Origin of the sequence: Nocardia huaxiensis (assembly GCF_013744875.1) — a bacterium.
GTDB classification, from domain to species: Bacteria; Actinomycetota; Actinomycetes; order Mycobacteriales; family Mycobacteriaceae; genus Nocardia; species Nocardia huaxiensis.
In genome coordinates this window covers 6,558,508-6,579,194 of sequence record NZ_CP059399.1, presented here as the reverse complement: position 1 = coordinate 6,579,194, position 20,687 = coordinate 6,558,508, and the positions used below count along the sequence as shown (strand labels likewise).

Sequence of the window (20,687 nt, the reverse complement as noted above, 5' to 3'; positions counted from 1 at the left end):
GTTGGCATCACAGTAGCAGGAGAGGGCTGGACGCTACGGCGCCGGGCGTGACCAATGCTTGCGCCGACCCTGCCCGAGGTTCCTTGTCACACAAGGAGTTCCGAACGGGCAGGGCCCAGCCAATCGGTCAGCGAGCGTCGCCGCCGTCGGTGCCGTCGCCTTCGGTGAAGCCGGACTGTTCGGCGAGGAACTTTTCGAATTCGGCGCCGAGTTCGTCGCCGGTGGGGAGTTCGTTCTCGCTTGCCAGAAGGCTGGAGCGGCGTTCTTCGGCGGTGACGAAGCTGTCGTATTGGCGTTCCAGGGCCTGGACCACCGTTTCGACCTCGGCGTTGCCGGAGATGTGTTCGTTGACCTGTTCGCGGACTCGGGCGGCCTGTTCGGTGAGGGCCTTCAGCGGCAATTCCAGGCCGGCGTTCTCGGCGACGTTCTCGAGCAGGGTTTGGGCGGCCTCGGGGTAGGCGGTCTGGGTCAGGTAGTGGGGGACGTGGACGGAGAAGCCGACCGATTCGTGGCCGTGCTGGGCCATGCGGTACTCGAGCAGGGAGGAGGCGCTACCGGGGACCTGGAGTTCACCGGGCCAGCCCTGGTGGTCGCCGATGAGGTCGCGGTCGCTGGCGTGGGCGGTGACACCGAGCGGACGGGTGTGCGGGGTGGCCATGGGGATGGCGCTCAGGCCGATCGTGCGGCGCACGCCCAGCTGCTCGGACAGCAGCCGCACCGCGGTGACGAACTTCTCCCACCGCAGGTCCGGTTCCAGTCCGGACAGCAGGAGGAACGGCGTGCCGGCCGTGTCCTTGACTGCCCACAGATTCAGTTCGGGCTCGGTGTAATCCGAGAAGTGATCGGTCTTGAACGTCATGAGGGGACGACGGGACCGGTAGTCGAGCAGCTCGTCCATATCGAACGAGGCGACGAGTTCCGACTCGAGGCTCTCCCGCAGGTGCGTGGTCGCCAGGCGAACGGCGTGCCCGGCGTCGGTGAAACCTTCCAGACCGTGCACCAGAACCGGACCCGCGCCGTCGGCCGACGACAGCTGCGGAGCCGGGAACTCCAACTCGTACATGCGCGACTCGTAGTCCATCGCGTACTCCTTCCTGCGTGACCCTCCGCGGCGGCGGTGCCTGACACGGGCGCGGCGACCCATCTGCCGCGATCCTCTTCATCGCTCCGGCGCGGTAAGGGACCTTCCACATTGTCCCTCATGCGGCGGCATGCCGTGCACCGCCCGCACCCCGGCTGCAACCACGCGTGCGGGAACGGCATTCCCGGGAAGCGGCCGCGCGGCGTGGCATTCCGTGTGAACAGCAGAAATTCGGCATAGTGGACCGGTGATCGTGCCGGATTCGCCGGATCGGCGAGTGATCCCTGTAACTCCGCACCCCCGCCGCGGCATGCGTGCGGCGAGGTTGTGCGCCATACCCGTCCGCGTGCTGGGGGTGGCCGCGCTCGGCTGCGCGCTGGCCGCCTGCGGCAACTCGGTGGACGGGCATCCGGTCTCCGCGCGCGGGCCCGTGAGCTCCGAAGCGCCCGACAGCGCGCTGGCGCGGATGCTGCCCAGCGCCGGGCAGTTTCCGGCCAAATACTCCGCGGTCATGCTGACGCCCGACGCCGCCGGGCAGGCCGCCCACGACCTCGACGGCATCCTGCCGGGCGCGACCGTCGAACCCAGCGCCTGCACCCCGCCCACACCGGGGGCCGGACCCGTGGTCAGCGTCGGCACCGACGACGACTCCCGTTCGACCCTCACCGTCGAACTGGTGCGCATCGATCAGAAACTGTCGACGCTGCGAGATCAGTTGCAGCGCTGCGGCAATGTGAAGGTGAGCCACAGTGGCACCGACGCCACCGTCACCACCGAACTCGATCCACCGCCGCCACTCGACGCCGACGACACCCTCGCGCTGCGGCGCACCGTGCGATCCGAATCGGGGGCTGCGGGCACCACACGAAGCATGCAAACCCTCCTCGGACAGGTCGGGGATGTACGAATCAACGTCACCTACATGACATTCGGCGACGGCAAAGCCGACACCGAAGCCCTCGACTCCCTGTTCACCACCACGGTGAGCAAGGTGCGCAAGGGTTAGAACAACTCTCGTAGGCTCTCAGGGGCTTCGCCCCTGAAACCCCCGGTGGCCCTTGGTGCTGTGGCCTCGTGAGGCGCTGCCCCTGGACTCGTGGTGGCCCTGGGGGTTTGGTCTCGTGAGGCGCTGCGCCGCTGAAGGCCGATGCCCAAGGGCTGTCAGCAGCCGGAGCCGGTGCCAGACCCGGTTCCCGCGGAACCGCTTCCGGCCGAGCCGCTGCCGAAGGAGCCGGACGCGGAGCCCGAACCGGCGGAACCGGAGGAGGCCGAGCCCGGGATCACCGAGCACAGGCCGACCTTGCCCACGGTGTACACGATGGTGACCGACGACAGGCCCTGGCGGACGCCGACCGAATACGCGCCGTCGTGTTCCGGCCACCACGGGTAGGAGGCGGTGACCGCGCCGTTCACCGTGGCGGGCCACGAGGTGCCGATGACCTGACCGTCGACCAGGAACTCCACCTGGTCGAGCTTGCCGGTGCCCGTCAGCGTGGTGTGGATGGCGCAGCCGGTCGAGACCGCGCACGCCGTGCCCGGATTCAGGCCGATCACACTGAGATCCTCGACACCCGCCTGGGCGGGCCCGGCGACCAGCGCCGATCCGGCCATGGCGGTGAAGGCGGCGGCTCCGGCCGCGCCCAGCAGTTTTCGCGTCACATGTGTTCGTGTCATTGCGTAATTCCTTCCGGCACCTCGGTGGGGTGCCGGGCGGACTGTAACAGCAGTTCAGTGGGCATTTCTGCGAAATGGAAAGTGCTGCACCATGATTCGGTTGCGGTATCAATTCGCAGCGTTTCCGGGCGCTTTCGGGTGGTACCGGTGCACGAGTTCGGCGCCCAGGCGGGCCAGTTCCGCCCGCACCGGCTCCGGCCCCAGCACCTCGATGGATGCGCCCCAGCCGGCCAGATTCCGTGCGACATCGAGCGGTGTGGGTGCGGTGACGCGGACGCGCATGCGGCCGTCGCCGGATGGTCCCTCCACCACGCAGTGCCGCCCTTCGCGCCGTCGCAGGATCTCCACCAGATCCGTCGGGACCAGGACGGTCGCGGCCACGGTGGAGCGCCGGCGCTCCACCTTCTCCACGACTTCCGACCACGCCGTCGACAGGTCGAAATCCTCCGGGCGATGGGCGATTTCGTCGGTGATCTCGAGGTCGGTCATGCGGTCGACGCGGAACGTGCGCTGCCCGCGCTCGGTTCCGGCGACCAGGTACCAGATGCCGTCCTTGTCCACCAGGCCCCAGGGATCCACCTCGCGCTCGCTGGAGGCCCCGGCCCGCGCATAGGTGAAGCGAATTCGGTGGCGGCGCACGATCGCCCGCTGCAACAGGTCCACCGGCTGTGGTGCGCGATCATCCCGCTCACCCCAGCGCGCGGCGTCGACCACCACCGCCCCGGCGGCCGCCTCGGCCTCGAGCCGGAACGGCTGCGGCAAGGCGCGCAACAACTTCCGCAGCACGGATCGGGTGGCGGGCGACGCGGTGGCGAGCGGGCCCAGCAGCAGGAACAGCGCCTGCGCCTCGACGGCGGTGAGCCCACTCAGATCGGTGCGCGCGCCACCCACCAGCGCCCAGCCGCCACCCCGCCCGGCCTGCGGATACACCGGAATTCCGGCCGCCGACAAGGCTTCCAGATCCCGGCGCGCGGTGGCCACCGACACCTCGAGTTCCGCCGCGACCTGCGCGGCCGTCACCCGGCCCCGGGTCTGCATGAACAACAGGGTGGCTACCAATCGATCCGCGCGCACACCGGAAATACTGCCCGGAAAAGTGCTCATTCGGTGAGCACTTTGACCGAGATGATGGATACATCGAACCGAACCGATGAAGGAGATCGAGATGCTGCGAGGCATGGCGACCGTGTGCTACTACGCCGACGACCTGGAGGCGGCCAAGGACTGGTACAGCGAATTGCTCGGCGTCGCCCCGTATTTCCACGTGCCGGGCGGATACTACGAGTTCCGCATCGGCGACTATCAGGCCGAACTCGGCATCATCAACCGCAAGTTCGCGCCCACCCACCCGGATCAGCCCGGCGGCCAGCAGTTGAACTGGCATGTCGACGATATCGCCGCGACCTTGCGCCGCCTGGTCGAATTGGGAGCCGAGGAACTCGAACCCATTACCGAGCGTGGGCTCGGCACCGGATTCGTCACCGCCTCCGTCGTCGATCCGTTCGGCAATGTGCTGGGCATCATGTACAACCCGCACTACGTCGAACTTCTCGAAAAGATCCGCCCCGCCGAGAAACTCGGCTCCGCATAACCCCCCGCCGCCCCCGATCGTCCAGCGCAGGAGCCGGTCTCTGCCCCGCCCGGCTCCTGAAGAGGAAACTAGCCCGCCGAACCCGTCGGCAGCAGACCACCGAAGGAGCCGGTGGAGCGGCGCGGATCGGCCAGGGTGTGCTCGATCGAGGCCGAGGAGTAACCCTGCTTGGCGGTGATCGTGTACTTGCCGTAATCGCCGGGGACCCAGGTCACTTCGGCGGTCGCGGCATCGTCCCAGGTCTCGGCGTGCGGCACCGAATAGCCGATCACGGTGCCGTTGACCGACACGGTGACCTGGTCGAAACGGCTGTCCCCGGTGAGGCGGACGCGGATGTAGCAGGGCTTGCCGACCGCGCACACCTCGGTGTCGGAGACATTGTCGACCCGCACCCGGTCGACGTCGGCGGCCGCCGAGGGGGCGAACAGGACGGGCATGGCGACCGCGGCCATGGCGGCCACGGTGAGGCCGGTGAACTTCGTGCTCTTCATCGCACGCTGTACTTCCTTTCCGGCACCCGGATTTGGGCGCCGAGGCGGAGAGTAGCAACGTCGTGCCGACCGGTCGGGTGAAATGAAATAAGTTCATTTCGCAGACCGGTTCCGTTGGGCACGGTAGCAGCGGGCACCGACAGCTTTGCGGCGTAAGGGATTTGGCGCGCCGACGTGATGCACAGGTTTGATGTCGTGCACAGGCACGAGGAAAAGCCCAGGTCGGCGTCGCGGGCCGGTCGGCGCTCGAGCGGATCCTCGACGGCATGACAACGCCAGCCGAACCCGCACCGCCCGAAAGCGGCGATACCACCACCGAATTCGCCGACGCGGCCCGCGAACCGGAACTGCACCTGCGGCATCCGGGGGATTTCATCGCCGCCGTGCCCGCCATGCTCGGCTTCGCCCCGGAACGATCACTGGTGGTGACCGTGCTGCGGCCCGAGCCGGATCCGCCGGGCAGCGCGGCCGTGGACATGGTGGCGCGCCTGGACATGGAGAAAACGGGCCGGGCCGAAACCGCCCAGCTGGTTGAGCGTGTGGCAGCACTCTGCCTGCGGCACAGGGCCGTTGCCGTACTCGCCCTGATCGTCGACGACCGGGCCACCCGGCCGACGAAACAGCATTACGGCGTGCGCTCCCGCAAACACCGCGATCTCGTCGCCGCACTCGAACACCGGCTGGATGTCGACGCCGTGCCGGTGGCGGGAGCCTGGGCGGTACGCGCCATCGGAGCCGACCTGGAGTGGTGGAGTGTGAGCGGTCCGAAACGCCATGGCATCCAATCCGATCCGGCGGCGTCGCTGATCACCGTGCGGCATGTGTTGGAGGGACGGCCGATGCGCGGCTCCCGCGAGGAACTCACCGCCGCGGTCGCAGTGGACGGAACCACCCGCGCCGCGGTGATGCAGGCGATGGCCGCCGCCGAAACCGCCGCTGCCGACCGTCTGGCCCGCGCGGTGCGAAGTAACGATCCTGACTCCTACACCCGTGGCGAACTCCGGAAGGTGCTGTGGCAGCTGTCCACGGTCGACAAGGGCGTGGCCCTGCAACCTCAGGAACTGGCGGAAGTGGCCGTGGCCCTGCGCGATTCGACCGTCCGCGATGTCATGTTCGCCCTCGCGCCGGGTGCGCACGCCGACGCCGCCGAAGCCCTGTGGCTCCAGCTCACCCGTGTCCTGCCGGACCCGGACCGCGCGCAGGCCGCCGCGCTGCTCGGCTACAGCGCCTACGCGCGAGGCGACGGCGCACTGGCCGGCGTGGCCCTCGACGCCGCCCTGTCCGCCGACCCCGAGCACCGCATGGCCCTCCTTCTGGACACCGCCCTGCAAACCGGCATGAGCCCGGATCGTCTCGGCCGCCTCGCCGACACCGGTCGCTCAGCCGCCGCGGACCTCGGCGTCGACCTGGGAACCGAGGTACCGGAATGACCGGGACAGGGGCGCGAGCTCAGCGGGCGCTGTGCGCGCGATCGCCGAGTGACTTCAGGAAATCCCAGGCGTCGGAGACGATCTCGTCGAGATCGGTGTGCTCGGGCCGCCAGCCGAGGTCGGCCATGGCGCGATCACTGGAGGCGACCAGCACGGCCGGGTCACCGGCGCGGCGCGGGGCGTCGATCGAGGTGATCGGCAGCCCGGTGACGCGCTCGCAGGCCGAGATCACTTCGCGCACCGAGAAACCGGTGCCGCTGCCCAGATTGAAGATGCGGTGCACACCCGGCTGCGACTGCGACAGCGCCAGCAGATGCGCCTGCGCCAGATCACGAATGTGGATGTAGTCGCGCACGGCGGTGCCGTCCGGCGTCGGATAGTCGGTGCCGAAGACCGAGATCGACTCACGATGGCCCAGCGCCGTCTGCAATACCAGGGGGATGAGATGCGTTTCCACGACCCGGTTTTCACCCAGTCCGGCGTACGCGCCCGCCACATTGAAGTAGCGCAGGCTGGTCGCGGCGAGCCCGTGCGCCACCGCGTAGGAGGTGATGGCGTAGTCGATGGACAGCTTCGACGCGCCGTAGGGGTTGGTCGGCAGTTTCGGCGCTTCCTCGACGATCGGCACCTGCTCCGGCTCGCCGTAGACGGCCGCGGTGGAGGAGAACACCAGCCGCGGCGTGCCCGCGTCGCGCATGGCCTCCAGCAGCGTCAGCGTCTTCACCACATTGCCGTGCCAGTACTTCTCCGGCTGTACGACCGACTCGCCCACCAGCGACTGCGCCGCGAAATGCAGCACCCCGTCGAAGGATTCGCTGCCGATCAACTCCGCGCCGACGGTGGCGATATCGCCCTCGACGAACTTCGCCCCGGCCGGAACGCCGTCGGCATTGCCGGTGGACAGATCATCGACCACCACGACATCGTGGCCGTCCTCGAGCAGAACCTGCGCACAGACGCCACCGACGTACCCGGCGCCTCCCGTAACCAGAAGCTTCAAGTGTCAGACCAACTTCACCTGGACGGCGTGCGCCATCTCGTCGGACAGTTCGAATCCCTCATGACCCGGCACCAGAATGACCACCGAGCCCGGCCGCGTCTCCACATTCACGCGCGCGTCCGGCACCACGTCGGCCTCCCGCAGCTGACCGATGATCTCCGGATCGGTCTGGATGTGCTCGGACAGCCGGCGCACCACGACTGCGGCGTTCTGCCCGCTGGGCAGGTCCGACAGGCGGGTCAGCTTCTCCTCCGAACCGGAGGACGGTGTCACGCCCAGCTCGTCCAGACCGGGAATCGGATTGCCGTAGGGGGAGGTGGTGGGGTGGTTGAGCACCTCGACCAGGCGGCGCTCCACCTCCTCGCTCATCACGTGCTCCCAGCGGCAGGCCTCGGCGTGCACGTTCTGCCAGTCCAGGCCGATGATGTCGACCAGCAATCGCTCGGCGAGCCGGTGCTTGCGCATGACCGAGATCGCCATCGCCCGGCCCTTGTCGGTCAGCTCGAGATGGCGGTCACCGGCGACGGTCAGCAGACCGTCGCGCTCCATGCGTGCGACAGTCTGGCTCACGGTGGGCCCGCTCTGCTCCAGGCGCTCGGCAATGCGAGCGCGCAGCGGCGTGACACCCTCCTCCTCGAGGTCGTAGATGGTACGGAGGTACATCTCCGTGGTATCGACCAGATCCTTCACCTGTTTAACCCCTTCGTCGTGCACGAATTCTACCCATGCGCGGCGGCTGCACCGGGCGACAGCATATTTCGCGAACGCATCCAGAACACCCAGGACGGCCTGCGTGTTCCCTGCGGGTTTCCCGGGTCACACGCGCGCCGTCCCGGTATGACGGTGTTGCGGTGTCACCAGCCTACGAAGTCCGCCGACGCATTAGCGTGGCAGGTATGCCTGGCCGTGTGCGCGCAGACGGAACCGTCGTCTGGACAGATCGATTCCTCGACTACACGTGGACGCCCGAACATCCCATGCGGCCGATTCGGCTGCAGTTCACCATGGCGCTGGCGCAGGGGCTCGGCCTGCTCGACGGGGTGGAGACGCTCACCCCCGACGCCGCACCGGAATCGGAACTGCTGCGGGTGCACACCCACGACTACGTCGAGGCGGTCAAGCACGCGCGGCAACCATCGGGAGCACCGCCCGCCGCACCGCCGTTCGGGCTCGGCTCGCCCGACAATCCCGTCTTCCCGCACATGCACGAGGCGGCCTCGATCATTGTCGGCGGCACCCTCGCCGCGGCCCGGGAGATCGCCGCCGGGCGCACCCGGCGCGCGGTGAGCATCGGCGGCGGCATGCATCACGCCATGCCGGACTCGGCCGCCGGGTTCTGCGTGTACAACGATGCGGCCGTGGCCATTTCCTGGCTGCTGGACAACGGGTTCGACCGGATCGCCTACCTCGATGTGGACGTCCACCACGGGGACGGCGTGCAGCGCATGTTCTACGGTGACCCCCGGGTGCTGACGCTGTCGATCCACCAGCATCCGGCAACCCTGTGGCCCAACACCGGATGGCCCGAGGAAACCGGCGTCGGCAAGGCCGAGGGAACCGCGATCAACCTGCCGATCATGCCCGGCGCCCGGGACAGCCTGTGGCTGCGCGGTTTCCACGCGGTCGCGCCCGGTGCGCTGGCCGCGTTCCGGCCACAGATCGTGGTCAGCCAGTGCGGGGTCGACACCCATCGTGAAGACCCCCTGGCCGATCTGGAATTGAGCGTGGACGGGCAGCGCGCCGCCTTCCTCGCCATGCGCGATCTGGCCGACCGCTACGCCGAAGGCCGCTGGCTGGCCATCGGCGGCGGGGGATACGGACTGATCCGCGTGGTGCCGCGCGCCTGGACACACCTGCTCGCCGCCGCCCTCGACCGCGATATCGACCCCGCCACACCGATTCCCGCCGACTGGCAGGAACAGGTGGCCGCCTACGCGCCCACCGTCGCCCCGCCCGGCACCATGGGCGACGGCGCCGACGTCGCCTTCGACCGCTGGGACGGCCCCGGCGGCGGCCGCGACACCGGCGACGACCGTGCCGACCGGGCGCGCCGCGCCCTCGACACATCCGTATTGGCAACCCGCCGAGCGACTTTCGGCCTGCTCGGCCTGGATCCGGAGGATCCCCGTGACTGACCCCACCGAACCCGCACCGAACACCGGTAACGGCTCGGCCCCCGCGAAGCCGCCGCTCGTGCCGGATTCCCCGGGTACGCCGGCCGTGCCACCGCCTCCGCCGGAACACTGGTTCGCCGATGTGCTCGCCTCCGACGGGGGAGTGGTGCGATTGCGGCCGATCACCCCGGACGACGCCGAGGAGATGGAGCGGTTCCACTCGCGGCTGTCGGATCGCACGCGGTACCTGCGATACTTCGGCCCCTATCCGCGCATGACGCCGAAGGATCTGTATCGGACCACGCACGTGGACTACCACGATCGGGTGGGGCTGGTCGTCGAGCTGGGGGCCGACATCATCGCGGTCGGACGTTACGAGGGACTGGCCGACCGGCCCGGCCCGCGCGCCGCTGAAGTGGCGTTCGTGGTCGCCGACGAGCATCAGGGGCGCGGCCTGGGTTCGATTCTGCTGGAACACCTCGCGGGCGCGGCGGCCGAGAACGATATCGAAACCTTCGTCGCCGAGGTGCTCGCCGAGAACAACGCCATGGTGCAGGTGTTCCGTGACGCCGGATACCAGGTGCAGCGCAGCCGCGACGGCTCCGTCCTGCACCTCGAATTCGCGATCGACCCCAGCGAAGCCCTGCTATCCGTGCGGGATTCGCGCGAACGCGCGTCCGAGGCGCGCAGTGTCGGCAATCTGCTCACTCCGAAATCGGTGGCCGTCATCGGCGCCACACCGTCGGCGTCCCGGGTCGGCGGCGCGGTGCTGGCCAACCTGCTCTCCGGCGGGTTCCAGGGCCCGGTGTTCCCGGTGAATCGCAATCGCACGGCGGTGCGCGGCGTGCGCGCCTATCCGACCGTGCGCGATATTCCGGACGAGGTGGATCTCGCGGTGATCGCCGTGCCCGCCACCGAGATCGGCTCCGTGCTCGACGACTGTATGGCCAAGGGCGTCAAGGGACTCGTGGTGCTGACCGCCGGCTTCTCCGAGAGCGGCCCGCGCGGCTACGCCGCCGAACGCGAACTGGTCGACGCCGCGCGCGCCCACGGCATGCGGGTGGTGGGCCCGAGCGCGCTCGGCATCGCCAATACCGATCCGGCCGTCGCGCTCAACGCGACTCTCGCACCCGTGCTCCCCGGGCGCGGGCGCATCGGATTCTTCTGTCAGTCCGGCCCTTTGGGCGCGGCCATCCTCGGCGAGGCGGCGGCCCGGCAACTCGGCCTGTCCACGTTCGTCTCCGCGGGCAATCGCGCCGACGTCTCCGGCAACGACCTGCTCCAGTACTGGGACGGCGACGCCGATACCGATGTGGTGCTGCTGTATCTGGAGACCTTCGGCAATCCGCGCAAGTTCTCCCGCATCGCCCGCCGGGTCGCGCGCACCAAACCCATTGTGGCGGTGAACAGCGGCCGCAATGCCATGCGCCAGGAGGGCGACGCGGACCTGGACCGCTCGCTGGTGCGCAACCTGTTCGCGCAGGCCGGCATCATCCAGGTCGACTCCATCACAGAGCTTTTCGACTGCGCCATGCTGCTGGCCTACCAGCCGCTGCCCGCGGGTGAGCGGCTGGCGGTCATCGGCAACAGCGCCGCGCTGAACTGGCTCGCCGTCGACGCGGCTCGCGGTGAGGGACTCGAGGTCACCGAACCCATCGACCTGGGTCCGCAGGCCGCACCCACCGACTACCTGACGGCGGTGGCGGGGGCGGTCTCCGATCCCGCCATCGACGCGGTCATCGTCATCTACTCGCCGCCGGTGTCCATCGCCGTCGCCTCCTTCGCCGAAGCCATCCGCGCCGGAGCCCAATCCGGAACGGACACACCGGTTCTCACCACCTTCGTCGCCGATCAGGGCATGCCGAATCTACTCGCCACCCGCGGCGCGGGCGGCGTTCTCGAACGCGGTTCCATCCCCGCCTTCGGCGATCCGGAGCGCGCGGCCCGAGCCCTGGCCCGGGTCCGTCGCTACGCCGACTGGCGCACCCGCCCGGTCTCGCCCATCGCCCGGCCCGGGGGAGTGGACACCGCCCGCGCCCGGGAGCTGGTGTCGCAGTGGATGACCGACGATCCGAGCCACTGGCTCACCGACCTGCAGGCGGCGGAACTGCTGGCCTGCTATGGAATTCGCGTCGTCGAATTCCAGGAGGTCCGCGACGCCGACGCCGCTGTCGACGCCGCGGAACAACTCGGCTATCCGGTCGCCGCCAAGGCCACCGGGGAGATCTGGCGCAACCGACCCGATCTCACCGGCGTCCGCCTCGACCTGTGGCGTCCCGACGCGGTCCGCCGCGCCTTCACCGATCTCGCCGAGATCTCCGGCAATCCGGTACACATCCAGCGCATGGCCACCAAAGGCGTCGGCTGCATGTTCCGCGTCCAGGACGACCCCTCGTTCGGCTCGGTCATCAGTTTCGGCCTGTCCGGCACCATCATCGACCTGCTCGGCGACCGCGTGTACCGGGCGCTGCCGCTCACCGAGGCCGAATCGGCCGAACTCATCGACGCGCCCCGCGCCGCGCCGCTGCTGTCCGGCACCGTCCGCGGCCGCGATATCGGCAAGCCCGTGGACCGCACCGCCCTGGCCGAAGTGGCCCAACGCATCTCGGCTCTGTGCGACGACCTGCCGGAGGTGCGGGAACTACTGTGCGAACCCGTGCTGGCCTCCCCGGACGGGGCCGCGGTGCTCTACGGCCGTGTCCGAATCGGCCCCGAACCCAGCCGCTTCGACATCGGCCCGCGCCGGATGGGCTGATTCGGGCACCGCTCAATCCAGGCACTGCCACACACTGGAGATCTGGATCCCCTCGACGGTGACCGGTTCGCCGTCGAGGACGAGCCCGCCGAGGTACTTGGTATTGCTCGGATACACGCACGACACCGTGCCATCGCTGAAACGCAGATGCGCGGTGTCGTCATTGCGAGTGTTCACCACCCAGCGCGCACCTTTGGCCTCGGCCAGCGGCTGCCATGTCCTGGTGACGCCTTCGAAAGCGCCCACCCTGCGCCAGTTCTGGTCGTAGAGGCAGACCCAGCGCCGGGTGCAGTCGTTCACCGTCATGGCCCGGCCGGGGACGGCCGTGAGCAGTGCCGGCGCGGCCGCGAAACCGATCACCACCGCTGCGACGGCGGTGCGATACCGACGTCTGCGCATCGCTGAACTCCGTTCTGCCGAAGGGGTGTTGCCGCTCCAGAATCCCGAGGTCAACGGCCAAATCTCAGGAATCTGGACAACTTTGGACGGGATTGGTCACAATCGAGGCAGGGGAGGTCTCCGCATGGCTGATCCACTCGATGAGTTGCGGGCTTTCAAAACACAACTGCGCGAACTCCGTTGGACCACGCAGGTCGATTCCCTGAAGGCGCTCGCGCGTGAATCGGCGAAGACGCCCGGCGCGCGCGGCGGCATCAGCAAGGCGACCATCGGCAACATCATCAACCCGGACAACCCGACCATGCCGCGATGGGAGACGTTCGAGACCTTCGTCGACACCTGCCTGCGCCTCATCGATCGTGCCGGAGTCGAGCCACCCGCAGGCGGCGGCGATCGTCGGGCCTGGCGGCTGCGCTACGTCCAGGTCCGAGATGCCCTGGGCGACAACGGTGGTCCATCCGAGGTGGCCGAGCCCGAAGTGGTCCAGCCGGATTCGGCCACCGAGAGCCTCGACCCGTCGCCACCGAGGCGGCGCGGACGCGCGGTGATCTGGCTCGCGACCGCTGCCGTGCTGGTTGTCGTGGTTGCGGTCGTCGTGTGGCAGACGGTGGGCGACGGCCCGGAATCCTCCGGTGCGCGAGCGGACTCGGGGTCGTTCTTCTGCGAGCAGCTCGGCGGGCAGACGATCCTGGAGGACAGTTTCGCGGACGCGGGTTCCGGTTGGCCGCAACACACCGGCCAGTCCGAGTACGTCTCGGGCTCATACCAATTGACGATCGTGCCCAGCACCGTTCTGGTCCGCGCGCAGGCCCCTACAGCAGCATTGTTGAACACGTGTACGGAAGTGGTGATGCGTTCGGCTGCGGGATTCGGGGGCTTCGGACTGTGGTGCCGAGGTGAACCAGGGGAGTTGGGGCGGCGCTACGTTCTCTGGGTAACCAGCCTGGGACTCTGGGGTATTGCGATGACGCGGACCTCGGAACCGTTCTACATAGTGCTCGCCTCGCAGGACAACTTCCCCGGGATGGATTTGCAGCAGGAGACGCGCATCGGCGCGTCATGCCGCAGCCTGGCCGAAGGCGTCGAGTTGGTGGTCAGCGTGAATGGCCGGCAACTACGGCATGTGGATCAGCAGTCGCTGCTGACTGCGGGAAGTCTGGGCGTGCTGGGCTGGACCTGGCTGTTCGAACCGGGTTCCACCACCGAACTCGTGGTCGAGAACATCCAGACCTGGGAGCTTCCGGCCACGGAGTGAGGGCAGCCGCGCGCCGTTTCCCGCCGCGAGGCAGAATTGCTTCCATGCGGGAAGATCAGATCTCGGCCGCGACTGCGCCGCTGCGCGACGATATTCGGTTCCTGGGCGGCATCCTCGGCGACACCATTCGCGATCACGAGGGGGCCGATCTCTTCGACCTCATCGAACGCGTGCGCATCGAGGCGTTCAAGGTCCGCCGCTCCGAGGTGGATCGCAGCGCGGTGGCCGACATGCTGCGGGATGTGGACATCCGCACCGCTATCCCGGTGATCCGGGCCTTCAGCCACTTCCTGCTGCTGGCCAATCTGGCCGAGGACCTGCAGCGTGATCGGCGTCGTGCCGTGCACGTGGCGGCGGGGGAGCCGCCGCAGGATTCCAGTCTCGCGGCCACCTACCGCAAGCTGGACGCGGCCGGGCCGGACGGGGACAGGGTGGCCGAGCTGCTCACCGACGCGCTGGTGTCGCCGGTCATCACCGCGCATCCCACCGAGACGCGGCGGCGCACCATCTTCGACGTGCAGTCGCGGATCACCGAGCTCATGCGGCGGCGGCAGCGATACGGCGAGCACGAACCCGAATTCGCCGCGATCGAGACCGACATCCGGCGGCAGGTGCTGGCGCTGTGGCGGGCGGCGTTGATTCGGTTGGCGCGCTTGCGGATTCAGGACGAGATCGAAGTGGGCCTGCGGTATTACGACCTGACGCTGTTCGACGTCATCCCGCGAATCAACGATCAGGTGCGCGCTGCGCTGCGGGCCCGCTGGCCCGAGCAGGAACTGCTTTCGCGGCCGATCCTGCGTCCGGGTGCGTGGATCGGCGGCGACCGGGACGGCAATCCGTTCGTCACCGCCGACGTGGTGCATCGAGCCACCCATCGTGCCGGGTCGGTCGCCTTCGAGCGCTACTCGAAAACCCTTGTGGAACTGGAGAAGTCCCTCGCGCAGTCGGCGCGGCTGGTGCCGGTGACACCGGAGCTGGCGGCCCTGGCCGACGCCGGATTCGACGATTCCCCGCAGCGCGCCGACGAACCCTACCGCCGCGCCATCCGCGGCATCCGCGCCCGGCTCACCGCCACCGCGCGCCGCGCCCTCGGCGAAATCCCGCCCGAGGCAATCGATGTCGGAGCCGAGCCGTACGCCGGGCCCGGCGAGCTGCTGGCGGACCTGAACGTGGTCGACGCCTCCATGCGCGCCTCCGGCGACGGCCTGCTCGCCGACGACCAGCTCGCCGCGCTGCGCGGCGCGGTGGAAACCTTCGGCTTCCACCTCCAGGGCCTGGACATGCGCCAGAACTCGGAAATGCACGAGCAGGTGGTGGCCGAGCTGTTCGCCTGGGCCGGAGTGCATTCCGATTACGCCTCCCTCGACGAGGCGCAGCGCGTCGAACTGCTCGCCGCCGAATTGACCACGCGCCGACCGCTCACCGGCCCCAATGCCGTCCTGAGTGAATTGGCCACCAAGGAACTCGCCGTGGTGCGGGCCGCCAAATCCGCCCTGGACGACCTCGGCCCGGACACGGTGCCCAACTACATCATCAGCATGTGCACCTCGGTCAGCGACATGCTCGAAGCCGCCCTGCTGTTGAAGGAAGCCGGCATCCTCGACCCGGGTGACGCCGCGACCGCGCCGTCCAGCCCCGTGGGTGTCGTCCCGCTCTTCGAAACCATCGAGGACCTTCGTCACGGCGCCGAAATCCTCTCCGCCGCACTGGAAGTCCCCGCGTACCAGCGCCTGGTGGCGGCGCGGGGCATGCAGCAGGAGGTGATGCTGGGCTACTCCGACTCCAACAAGGACGGTGGGTACCTGGCCGCCAACTGGGCCCTCTACCGCGCCGAACTGGACCTCGTCGAGGTGGCCGACAAAACCGGAATCCGCCTGCGCCTGTTCCACGGTCGCGGCGGCACGGTGGGCCGCGGCGGCGGTCGCAGCTACGACGCCATCCTGGCCCAGCCCGCCGGCGCTGTCCGCGGTTCCCTGCGCCTCACCGAACAGGGCGAGGTCATCTCCACCAAGTACGCCGACCCCGGCACCGCCTACCGCAATCTCGAAGCCCTGGTCGCGGGCACCCTCGAATCAACCCTGCTGGATGTCGAAGGTCTGGGCGATGATGCCGAGCCCGCCTACGAAATCCTCGACGAGGTGGCCGAACTGGCCCGCCGGGCATACTCCCGCCTGGTCCACGAAACCCCGGGCTTCGTGGAGTATTTCCGCGCCTCCACCCCCATCGCCGAGGTGGCCGACCTCAACCTCGGCAGCCGCCCCGCCTCCCGCAAACCCACCAGTTCGGTCTCCGACCTGCGCGCCATCCCCTGGGTCATGGCCTGGTCGCAATCCCGGGTGATGCTCCCCGGCTGGTACGGCACCGGCACCGCCTTCGAGCAGTGGATCGCCGACGACCCCCAGCGCCTGGCCACCCTCACCGACCTCTACCGCCGCTGGCCGTTCTTCCGTACGGTCATGTCCAACCTGGCCCAGGTCATGGCCAAGGCGGACATGGACATTGCCGCCGCCTACGCCGGCCTCGTCGACGACGAACCCTTGCGCGCCACCGTCTTCGGCATGATCTGCGACGAGTTCACCCGCACCGCCCGCATGCACGCCGCCATCACCGGCACCGACGAACTCCTCGCCGACAACAAGGCCCTGGCGGAGTCGATCCACAACCGCTTCCCCTACCTGGAACCCATCAACCAGCTCCAGGTGGAACTCCTCCGCCGCCGTCGCGCCGGCGACGACTCCGAACTCGTCGAACGCGGCATCCTGCTCACCATGAACGGCCTGGCGACAGCGCTGCGCAACTCGGGGTAGCGCGAAACGCGAAGAACGCCGCCGCTGTGGCGCGGCGGCGTTCCATCGTTCCGGTGGTGATCAATCCCAGTCGATGATCTTCACATCGTGCGGGGAAGGTGCGCCCTGGCCGGTTTCCAGCAGCGACTTCAGGCTCATCAGGTAGGTCGCCCACTTGGTGCTGCAGTGGTGCATGAAATCGACGGGCTCGCGCCAGTTCTGGTGCTGGAAATTGACCGTGGTGTAGTCGCCGTTCTGTTCCAGTTTCCAGTCGATGTAGGTGCCGATCCACTCCTCGGGGCCGTCGACGACCTGCCAGCGGACTCGCTTGGCCGGGTCCAGTTCTCGGACCTTCATGTCGAATCCGCCTGCGTCGAAGCGGAATTGGACGGTTCCGTCGACATCGTTGGCCTTGCCCTGGGTGTTCTGTGTCCACCATCCGGACAGGCCCTCGATGGTGGCGAGGGCCGAATAGACCTCGCCCGCGGTTGATTTGATGCCGACCTGGTGCAGAATGTCCACCATTGTCTTTCCTTTCTCGCTATTCGGTTCGGTTCTGGTCTTGCTTGCGTTGGATGGCCTCGGCGATGCTCTTGATGCGGCGCAGCCTGGCGTCCCAGGTGGCCCCGACCGAGGTCAATTGCGCTACGGCGCGGGCCAATTGGGCTTCGTCGACGCGGTAGCGTTTTTCCCGGCCGGCGGGGGAGGCGTGGACCAGGCCGACGCGGTCGAGGACGCCGAGATGTTTGGCGATGGCCTGGCGGGTCACCGGGAGCCGCGCGCTGAGGCTGGTGGCGGTGCCGCCGCCCTCGCTCAGTAGCAGGTCGAGCATGCGGCGGCGGGTGGGGTCGCCGACCGCCGACCAGAGGTCGTCGTCGACGGCGATGCTCATCGGGTCGACACCAGCCGCTCGACGTACTCGCCCAGACGCTGCACGTAGGTGTTCCAGCCGGAGGTGTGATCCTGGTAGATCTCCTCCAGCTTGGCTGCTTCCCAGCCCATCTCGCGGAATCCTGTCTCCACCAGGCGGATTCGGGTGCCGGTGCCGGTGGGGGTGAGTTCGAAGGTGACGAGCATCGACTGGGTGTCGTCGTCGGCCTTGCCGTCGGCGTAGCACCAGCGGAAGGAGAACAGGCGGGGCGGGTCGACCTCGACCACCGACATGGCGACCACATTGACGCGGTCGCCCCACACGAATTCGCCTACCGCACCGGGCTTCACCTCGTAGGAGGCGTCGTCGGTCCACCATTCGGAGATGTGCTCGGGGCTGCTGACCACCTCGAACACGATCTCGGGGGAGGCTTCCACGTGGATCTCCCGTTCGATGCTGCCGAATTCCATGCTGGTCATGACTACCTCCATGTGCAACGTTTGGTTGCGTATGACGGTAGTCGATGGATCGGAGTAGCGCAACCAATGGTTGCATGTCGGCAATGCGTAGGAAATAACCTACGGTTGACAGGTAGGTGAAATCCTACCTATTGTCGGTTCATGCCGTACCGCTTGAAGTCAGGAGCCGCGGACCGTGTGTTCGGAGCCCTCGCCAATCCGACCCGCCGCGACATTCTCGAGCTGCTGCTCGACGGTGAACAGTCGGTGCAGGCCATCGCCGAACGCTTCGACATGGCGCGCCCGAGTGTGTCCGAGCACCTCAAGGTGCTGCGGGACGCCGATCTGGTCGCCGAGGAGAAGCGCGGCAGGCAGCGCTTCTACCGGGTCGAACCGCATCCGCTGCACGAATTGCAGTCCTGGCTCGACCCGTTCGAGCGGTTCTGGCGGGCACGGCTGCGTGCCCTGGGTGAGGTGCTCGACGCCATGCCCGACGATCCCGACCACGACAAGGAAGGCCACCGATGAACGACACCGCGACCTCGATCGAACTGGATCACTACTACCCGCATCCGCCGGAGAAGGTGTGGCGGGCCATCACCACCCCCCACCTCATGGGGCAGTGGATGATGGAGCCCATCGGATTCGAACCCGTGGCGGGCAACCGCTTCGAGATGAAGACCCAGCCCATGCCCGGCCAGAACTTCTCCGGCGAAATCAGCGGCGAGGTGCTGGAAGCCATTGCGCCCGAGGTGCTTCGGATCACCTGGAACGATGCCCGCTCCGAGACCCCGACCGGATGGGTCATCAGCTGGGCGCTGCGGCCGGAGGGGCACGGCACCCGGATTCTGTTCAGCCACACCGGATTCGATCCCGACGACGCGGTCATGCAGCGCTCGCGCAGCATTATGGGCCCCGGCTGGGCGGCCATGCTCGACCGCCTCGCCGGTGTCATCGACGCGGTATAACCCGTGAGCTAGCCGGTGACGAGTTCGGCCGGGGCGAAAGCCGATACGTGATCGCGCACCCACTCCGCGTAGGTGCGCGGTGCACGGCCCAGCACCTGTGCGACATCATCGGTGACAATGGCATTGCGGCCGGCCCGGACGTACTCCTGCCCGGCGAGCGCGCCGTCGGCGAACTCCTCCGACATGCCCGCGGACAGCATGTGCTCGCGCGCCGTCTCGTGCGGTACGTCGAACACCTCCAGTTCCCGGCCGAGCGCGGCGGACAGGACAGCGGCCTGATCGTGCGTGGTCAGCGCCGCGGGTCCGGTGAGGGTGTAGATCCGCCCGGCGTGCGCGTCCGACAGCAGCGCTTCCACGGCCACCGCCGACACATCCCGCGGATCGATCACCCCCTGCGCGCCCGCTCCGGTGAGGTTCGGCACCGGCCCACCCGCCCGGATGCCGTCCGCCCAGCTCAGGGTATTCGACGCGAAAGTGCTGGGCCGCAGGATCGTCCAGCCCGCCCCGCTGTCCCGCAGCACCTGCTCGCCGGTCGAATGCCAGGTGCCGACCCGGCCCAGCGCCGGATCGCCGGTGCCGATGGCCGACAGTTTCACCAGTCGCCGCACCCCCGCGTCACGCGCGGCAGCAACGAGCGCACGATCCAGTTCGATGTAGTCCGGGCCCAGCAGCCCAACCAGGAACGCAGCCTCCGCACCCGCGAAAGCCGCAGCCATGGACGCGGTATCGGCGTAATCGCCACGCACCACCTCGACCCCGTCGGGCAACTGCGCCCGCGCCGGATCCCTGGTGACAGCCCGGACCCGCACCCCGCGGGCGGTCAGCTGCCGGACGATCTCACTGCCGATGGTGCCCGTGGCACCCGTAATCACGATCATGCCCACAACCCTGCCGCGCGGCCCCGGACCCGCTATAGGAAAAACCGGCACAGTCACCGCCCCGCGAACCGCCCTACAGTCGATCGTGTGACCGCAGCGATCTCCCCACCTCGTGCCGTGACCGCCGAGCAGCTCGAACAGTCGACGACGCCGCCGGAATCATTGCGCCCGTGGATCACCGAAATCGGTCACATCCCGACGGTCACCGACCTCACCGCCCCGTTCACGCATGTGCCCGCGGCGGTCACCACCGTGGTCCTGCGCACCGAACAATCCGGCCGCCGTGACGCCTTGGTCCTGGGCCCGCGCACCCGCGCCACCTACGCGCAGACCGACGCCCCGGCCCGCTGCACCCGCCTGCGCCTGGCCCCGGGGGCCACGCAATCCCTGCTCGGCCTGCCCGCCGCCGACCTCACCGATCGGGTGCTCCGCCTTGCCGAGGTGCCCGGACCTGCCGCCGGTCTCGCCGCCGAACTGGCCGAGCTGGAGGCGTTCGAGGCGATCCGATTCCTGGAAGAGATCTTGCCGCAACGACTCTCGGAGAATCCCACCGCCCGGGAGCACCGTCGCCTGCTCGACTCGGCGGTCACCGCCATGGCTACCGGCACCGCCCCGGTCAGCGCCCTGGCCACCGGCCTCGCCGTCAGCGAACGCCAGCTGCGCAACCTTTTCACTGCGGGCGTCGGCGTCTCACCCAAGCACTATGCCCGCATCACCCGGATCCGCCAGGTGCTGGCCAGCGCCGGCAATACGCCCTGGTCCGATATCGCCGCCAGCACAGGCTATTACGACCAATCCCATATGACCGCGGACTTCCGTTCACTCATGGGCGTCACACCGGACCGGTTCTTCCAGGGCAGGCTGCCCGCCCCCACCGCCTGCCGGACGGTCACCTCCGAATCCCGCCACCGCCGGGTCCGGCGATCAAGGAGCTGA

General features: G+C 68.5%; 21 protein-coding genes. 10 read left to right on the top strand and 11 right to left on the bottom strand.

The window, feature by feature from the left end:
- Positions 1–127 precede the first annotated feature (127 nt).
- Entirely contained in the window at positions 128–1,081 is a 954-nt protein-coding gene (locus H0264_RS29945) for a proteasome assembly chaperone family protein (protein WP_181580651.1), read from the bottom strand.
- 277 nt (positions 1,082–1,358) lie between these two features.
- On the opposite strand from H0264_RS29945, the gene H0264_RS29940 reads away from it, so the two are divergent.
- On the top strand, positions 1,359–2,087 hold the full coding sequence (locus tag H0264_RS29940; protein ID WP_244975986.1) for a DUF5642 family protein: 729 nt from the start codon (positions 1,359–1,361) through the stop codon (positions 2,085–2,087).
- A gap of 155 nt (positions 2,088–2,242) precedes the next feature.
- On the opposite strand, the gene H0264_RS29935 is transcribed toward H0264_RS29940, so the two are convergent.
- Both H0264_RS29935 and H0264_RS29930 read right to left on the bottom strand, forming a co-directional pair.
- Positions 2,243–2,755, bottom strand: coding sequence for a hypothetical protein (locus H0264_RS29935; RefSeq protein WP_181580650.1), 513 nt, complete (start codon positions 2,753–2,755; stop codon positions 2,243–2,245).
- Between the two features lie 108 nt (positions 2,756–2,863).
- Positions 2,864–3,829: a helix-turn-helix transcriptional regulator gene (locus tag H0264_RS29930; protein WP_181585921.1), complete on the bottom strand. Its 966-nt coding sequence runs from the start codon at positions 3,827–3,829 to the stop codon at positions 2,864–2,866.
- Between the two features lie 91 nt (positions 3,830–3,920).
- Between H0264_RS29930 and H0264_RS29925 the strand changes: the two genes are divergently transcribed.
- Positions 3,921–4,346, top strand: coding sequence for a VOC family protein (locus H0264_RS29925; RefSeq protein WP_181580649.1), 426 nt, complete (start codon positions 3,921–3,923; stop codon positions 4,344–4,346).
- A gap of 68 nt (positions 4,347–4,414) precedes the next feature.
- Here H0264_RS29925 and H0264_RS29920 read toward each other — a convergent pair whose 3' ends face one another.
- The gene (locus H0264_RS29920) at positions 4,415–4,837 is read right to left on the bottom strand and encodes a hypothetical protein (RefSeq protein WP_181580648.1); all 423 of its coding nucleotides are present in this window, start codon (positions 4,835–4,837) and stop codon (positions 4,415–4,417) included.
- A 266-nt stretch (positions 4,838–5,103) separates the two neighbouring features.
- Here H0264_RS29920 and H0264_RS29915 point away from each other — a divergent pair, with 266 nt between their 5' ends.
- Complete coding sequence (locus H0264_RS29915) at positions 5,104–6,267, top strand: DUF4192 domain-containing protein (protein ID WP_181580647.1); 1,164 nt, start codon at positions 5,104–5,106, stop codon at positions 6,265–6,267.
- A 19-nt stretch (positions 6,268–6,286) separates the two neighbouring features.
- Here H0264_RS29915 and galE read toward each other — a convergent pair whose 3' ends face one another.
- Together galE and H0264_RS29905 are read right to left on the bottom strand one after the other, a co-directional pair.
- Positions 6,287–7,267 carry a UDP-glucose 4-epimerase GalE gene (gene galE / locus H0264_RS29910; RefSeq protein WP_181580646.1) on the bottom strand — a complete coding sequence of 327 codons (981 nt, stop codon included), beginning with the start codon at positions 7,265–7,267 and terminating at the stop codon, positions 6,287–6,289.
- 3 nt (positions 7,268–7,270) lie between these two features.
- On the bottom strand, positions 7,271–7,957 hold the full coding sequence (locus H0264_RS29905) for an iron-dependent transcriptional repressor DtxR (RefSeq protein WP_181580645.1): 687 nt from the start codon (positions 7,955–7,957) through the stop codon (positions 7,271–7,273).
- A gap of 206 nt (positions 7,958–8,163) precedes the next feature.
- Here H0264_RS29905 and H0264_RS29900 point away from each other — a divergent pair, with 206 nt between their 5' ends.
- Both H0264_RS29900 and H0264_RS29895 read left to right on the top strand, forming a co-directional pair.
- On the top strand, positions 8,164–9,402 hold the full coding sequence (locus H0264_RS29900; protein WP_181580644.1) for an acetoin utilization protein AcuC: 1,239 nt from the start codon (positions 8,164–8,166) through the stop codon (positions 9,400–9,402).
- Positions 9,395–12,136 (top strand): bifunctional acetate--CoA ligase family protein/GNAT family N-acetyltransferase, encoded by a 2,742-nt coding sequence (locus H0264_RS29895; RefSeq protein WP_420831997.1) that lies wholly within the window; start codon positions 9,395–9,397, stop codon positions 12,134–12,136. The genes H0264_RS29900 and H0264_RS29895 overlap by 8 nt, the downstream gene beginning before the upstream one ends.
- Positions 12,137–12,148: 12 nt before the next feature.
- Here H0264_RS29895 and H0264_RS29890 read toward each other — a convergent pair whose 3' ends face one another.
- Positions 12,149–12,535: a hypothetical protein gene (locus H0264_RS29890; protein ID WP_181580643.1), complete on the bottom strand. Its 387-nt coding sequence runs from the start codon at positions 12,533–12,535 to the stop codon at positions 12,149–12,151.
- 124 nt (positions 12,536–12,659) lie between these two features.
- On the opposite strand from H0264_RS29890, the gene H0264_RS29885 reads away from it, so the two are divergent.
- Positions 12,660–13,790 carry a hypothetical protein gene (locus tag H0264_RS29885; protein ID WP_181580642.1) on the top strand — a complete coding sequence of 377 codons (1,131 nt, stop codon included), beginning with the start codon at positions 12,660–12,662 and terminating at the stop codon, positions 13,788–13,790.
- A 44-nt stretch (positions 13,791–13,834) separates the two neighbouring features.
- Positions 13,835–16,597 carry a phosphoenolpyruvate carboxylase gene (ppc, locus tag H0264_RS29880; RefSeq protein ID WP_181580641.1) on the top strand — a complete coding sequence of 921 codons (2,763 nt, stop codon included), beginning with the start codon at positions 13,835–13,837 and terminating at the stop codon, positions 16,595–16,597.
- 60 nt (positions 16,598–16,657) lie between these two features.
- On the opposite strand, the gene H0264_RS29875 is transcribed toward ppc, so the two are convergent.
- Genes H0264_RS29875 through H0264_RS29865 form a run of 3 tightly spaced genes read right to left on the bottom strand, consistent with a single transcriptional unit; the run spans position 16,658 to position 17,926 of the window.
- A complete protein-coding gene (locus H0264_RS29875; protein WP_181580640.1) occupies positions 16,658–17,101 on the bottom strand; it encodes an SRPBCC family protein in 444 nt (147 codons plus the stop codon).
- A gap of 16 nt (positions 17,102–17,117) precedes the next feature.
- A complete protein-coding gene (locus tag H0264_RS29870; RefSeq protein ID WP_181580639.1) occupies positions 17,118–17,468 on the bottom strand; it encodes an ArsR/SmtB family transcription factor in 351 nt (116 codons plus the stop codon).
- Positions 17,465–17,926, bottom strand: a complete 462-nt coding sequence (locus tag H0264_RS29865) for an SRPBCC family protein (protein ID WP_231084836.1) — start codon at positions 17,924–17,926, stop codon at positions 17,465–17,467. The genes H0264_RS29870 and H0264_RS29865 overlap by 4 nt, the downstream gene beginning before the upstream one ends.
- Positions 17,927–18,067: 141 nt before the next feature.
- On the opposite strand from H0264_RS29865, the gene H0264_RS29860 reads away from it, so the two are divergent.
- Both H0264_RS29860 and H0264_RS29855 read left to right on the top strand, forming a co-directional pair.
- Positions 18,068–18,433, top strand: a complete 366-nt coding sequence (locus H0264_RS29860) for an ArsR/SmtB family transcription factor (protein ID WP_181580638.1) — start codon at positions 18,068–18,070, stop codon at positions 18,431–18,433.
- Complete coding sequence (locus H0264_RS29855) at positions 18,430–18,873, top strand: SRPBCC family protein (protein WP_181580637.1); 444 nt, start codon at positions 18,430–18,432, stop codon at positions 18,871–18,873. The genes H0264_RS29860 and H0264_RS29855 overlap by 4 nt, the downstream gene beginning before the upstream one ends.
- Positions 18,874–18,881: 8 nt before the next feature.
- Here the strand turns inward: H0264_RS29855 and H0264_RS29850 are convergent, their stop codons facing one another.
- Positions 18,882–19,751, bottom strand: a complete 870-nt coding sequence (locus H0264_RS29850; RefSeq protein WP_181580636.1) for an NAD(P)H-binding protein — start codon at positions 19,749–19,751, stop codon at positions 18,882–18,884.
- An 87-nt stretch (positions 19,752–19,838) separates the two neighbouring features.
- Here H0264_RS29850 and H0264_RS29845 point away from each other — a divergent pair, with 87 nt between their 5' ends.
- Positions 19,839–20,687, top strand: a complete 849-nt coding sequence (locus H0264_RS29845; RefSeq protein WP_220139863.1) for a helix-turn-helix domain-containing protein — start codon at positions 19,839–19,841, stop codon at positions 20,685–20,687.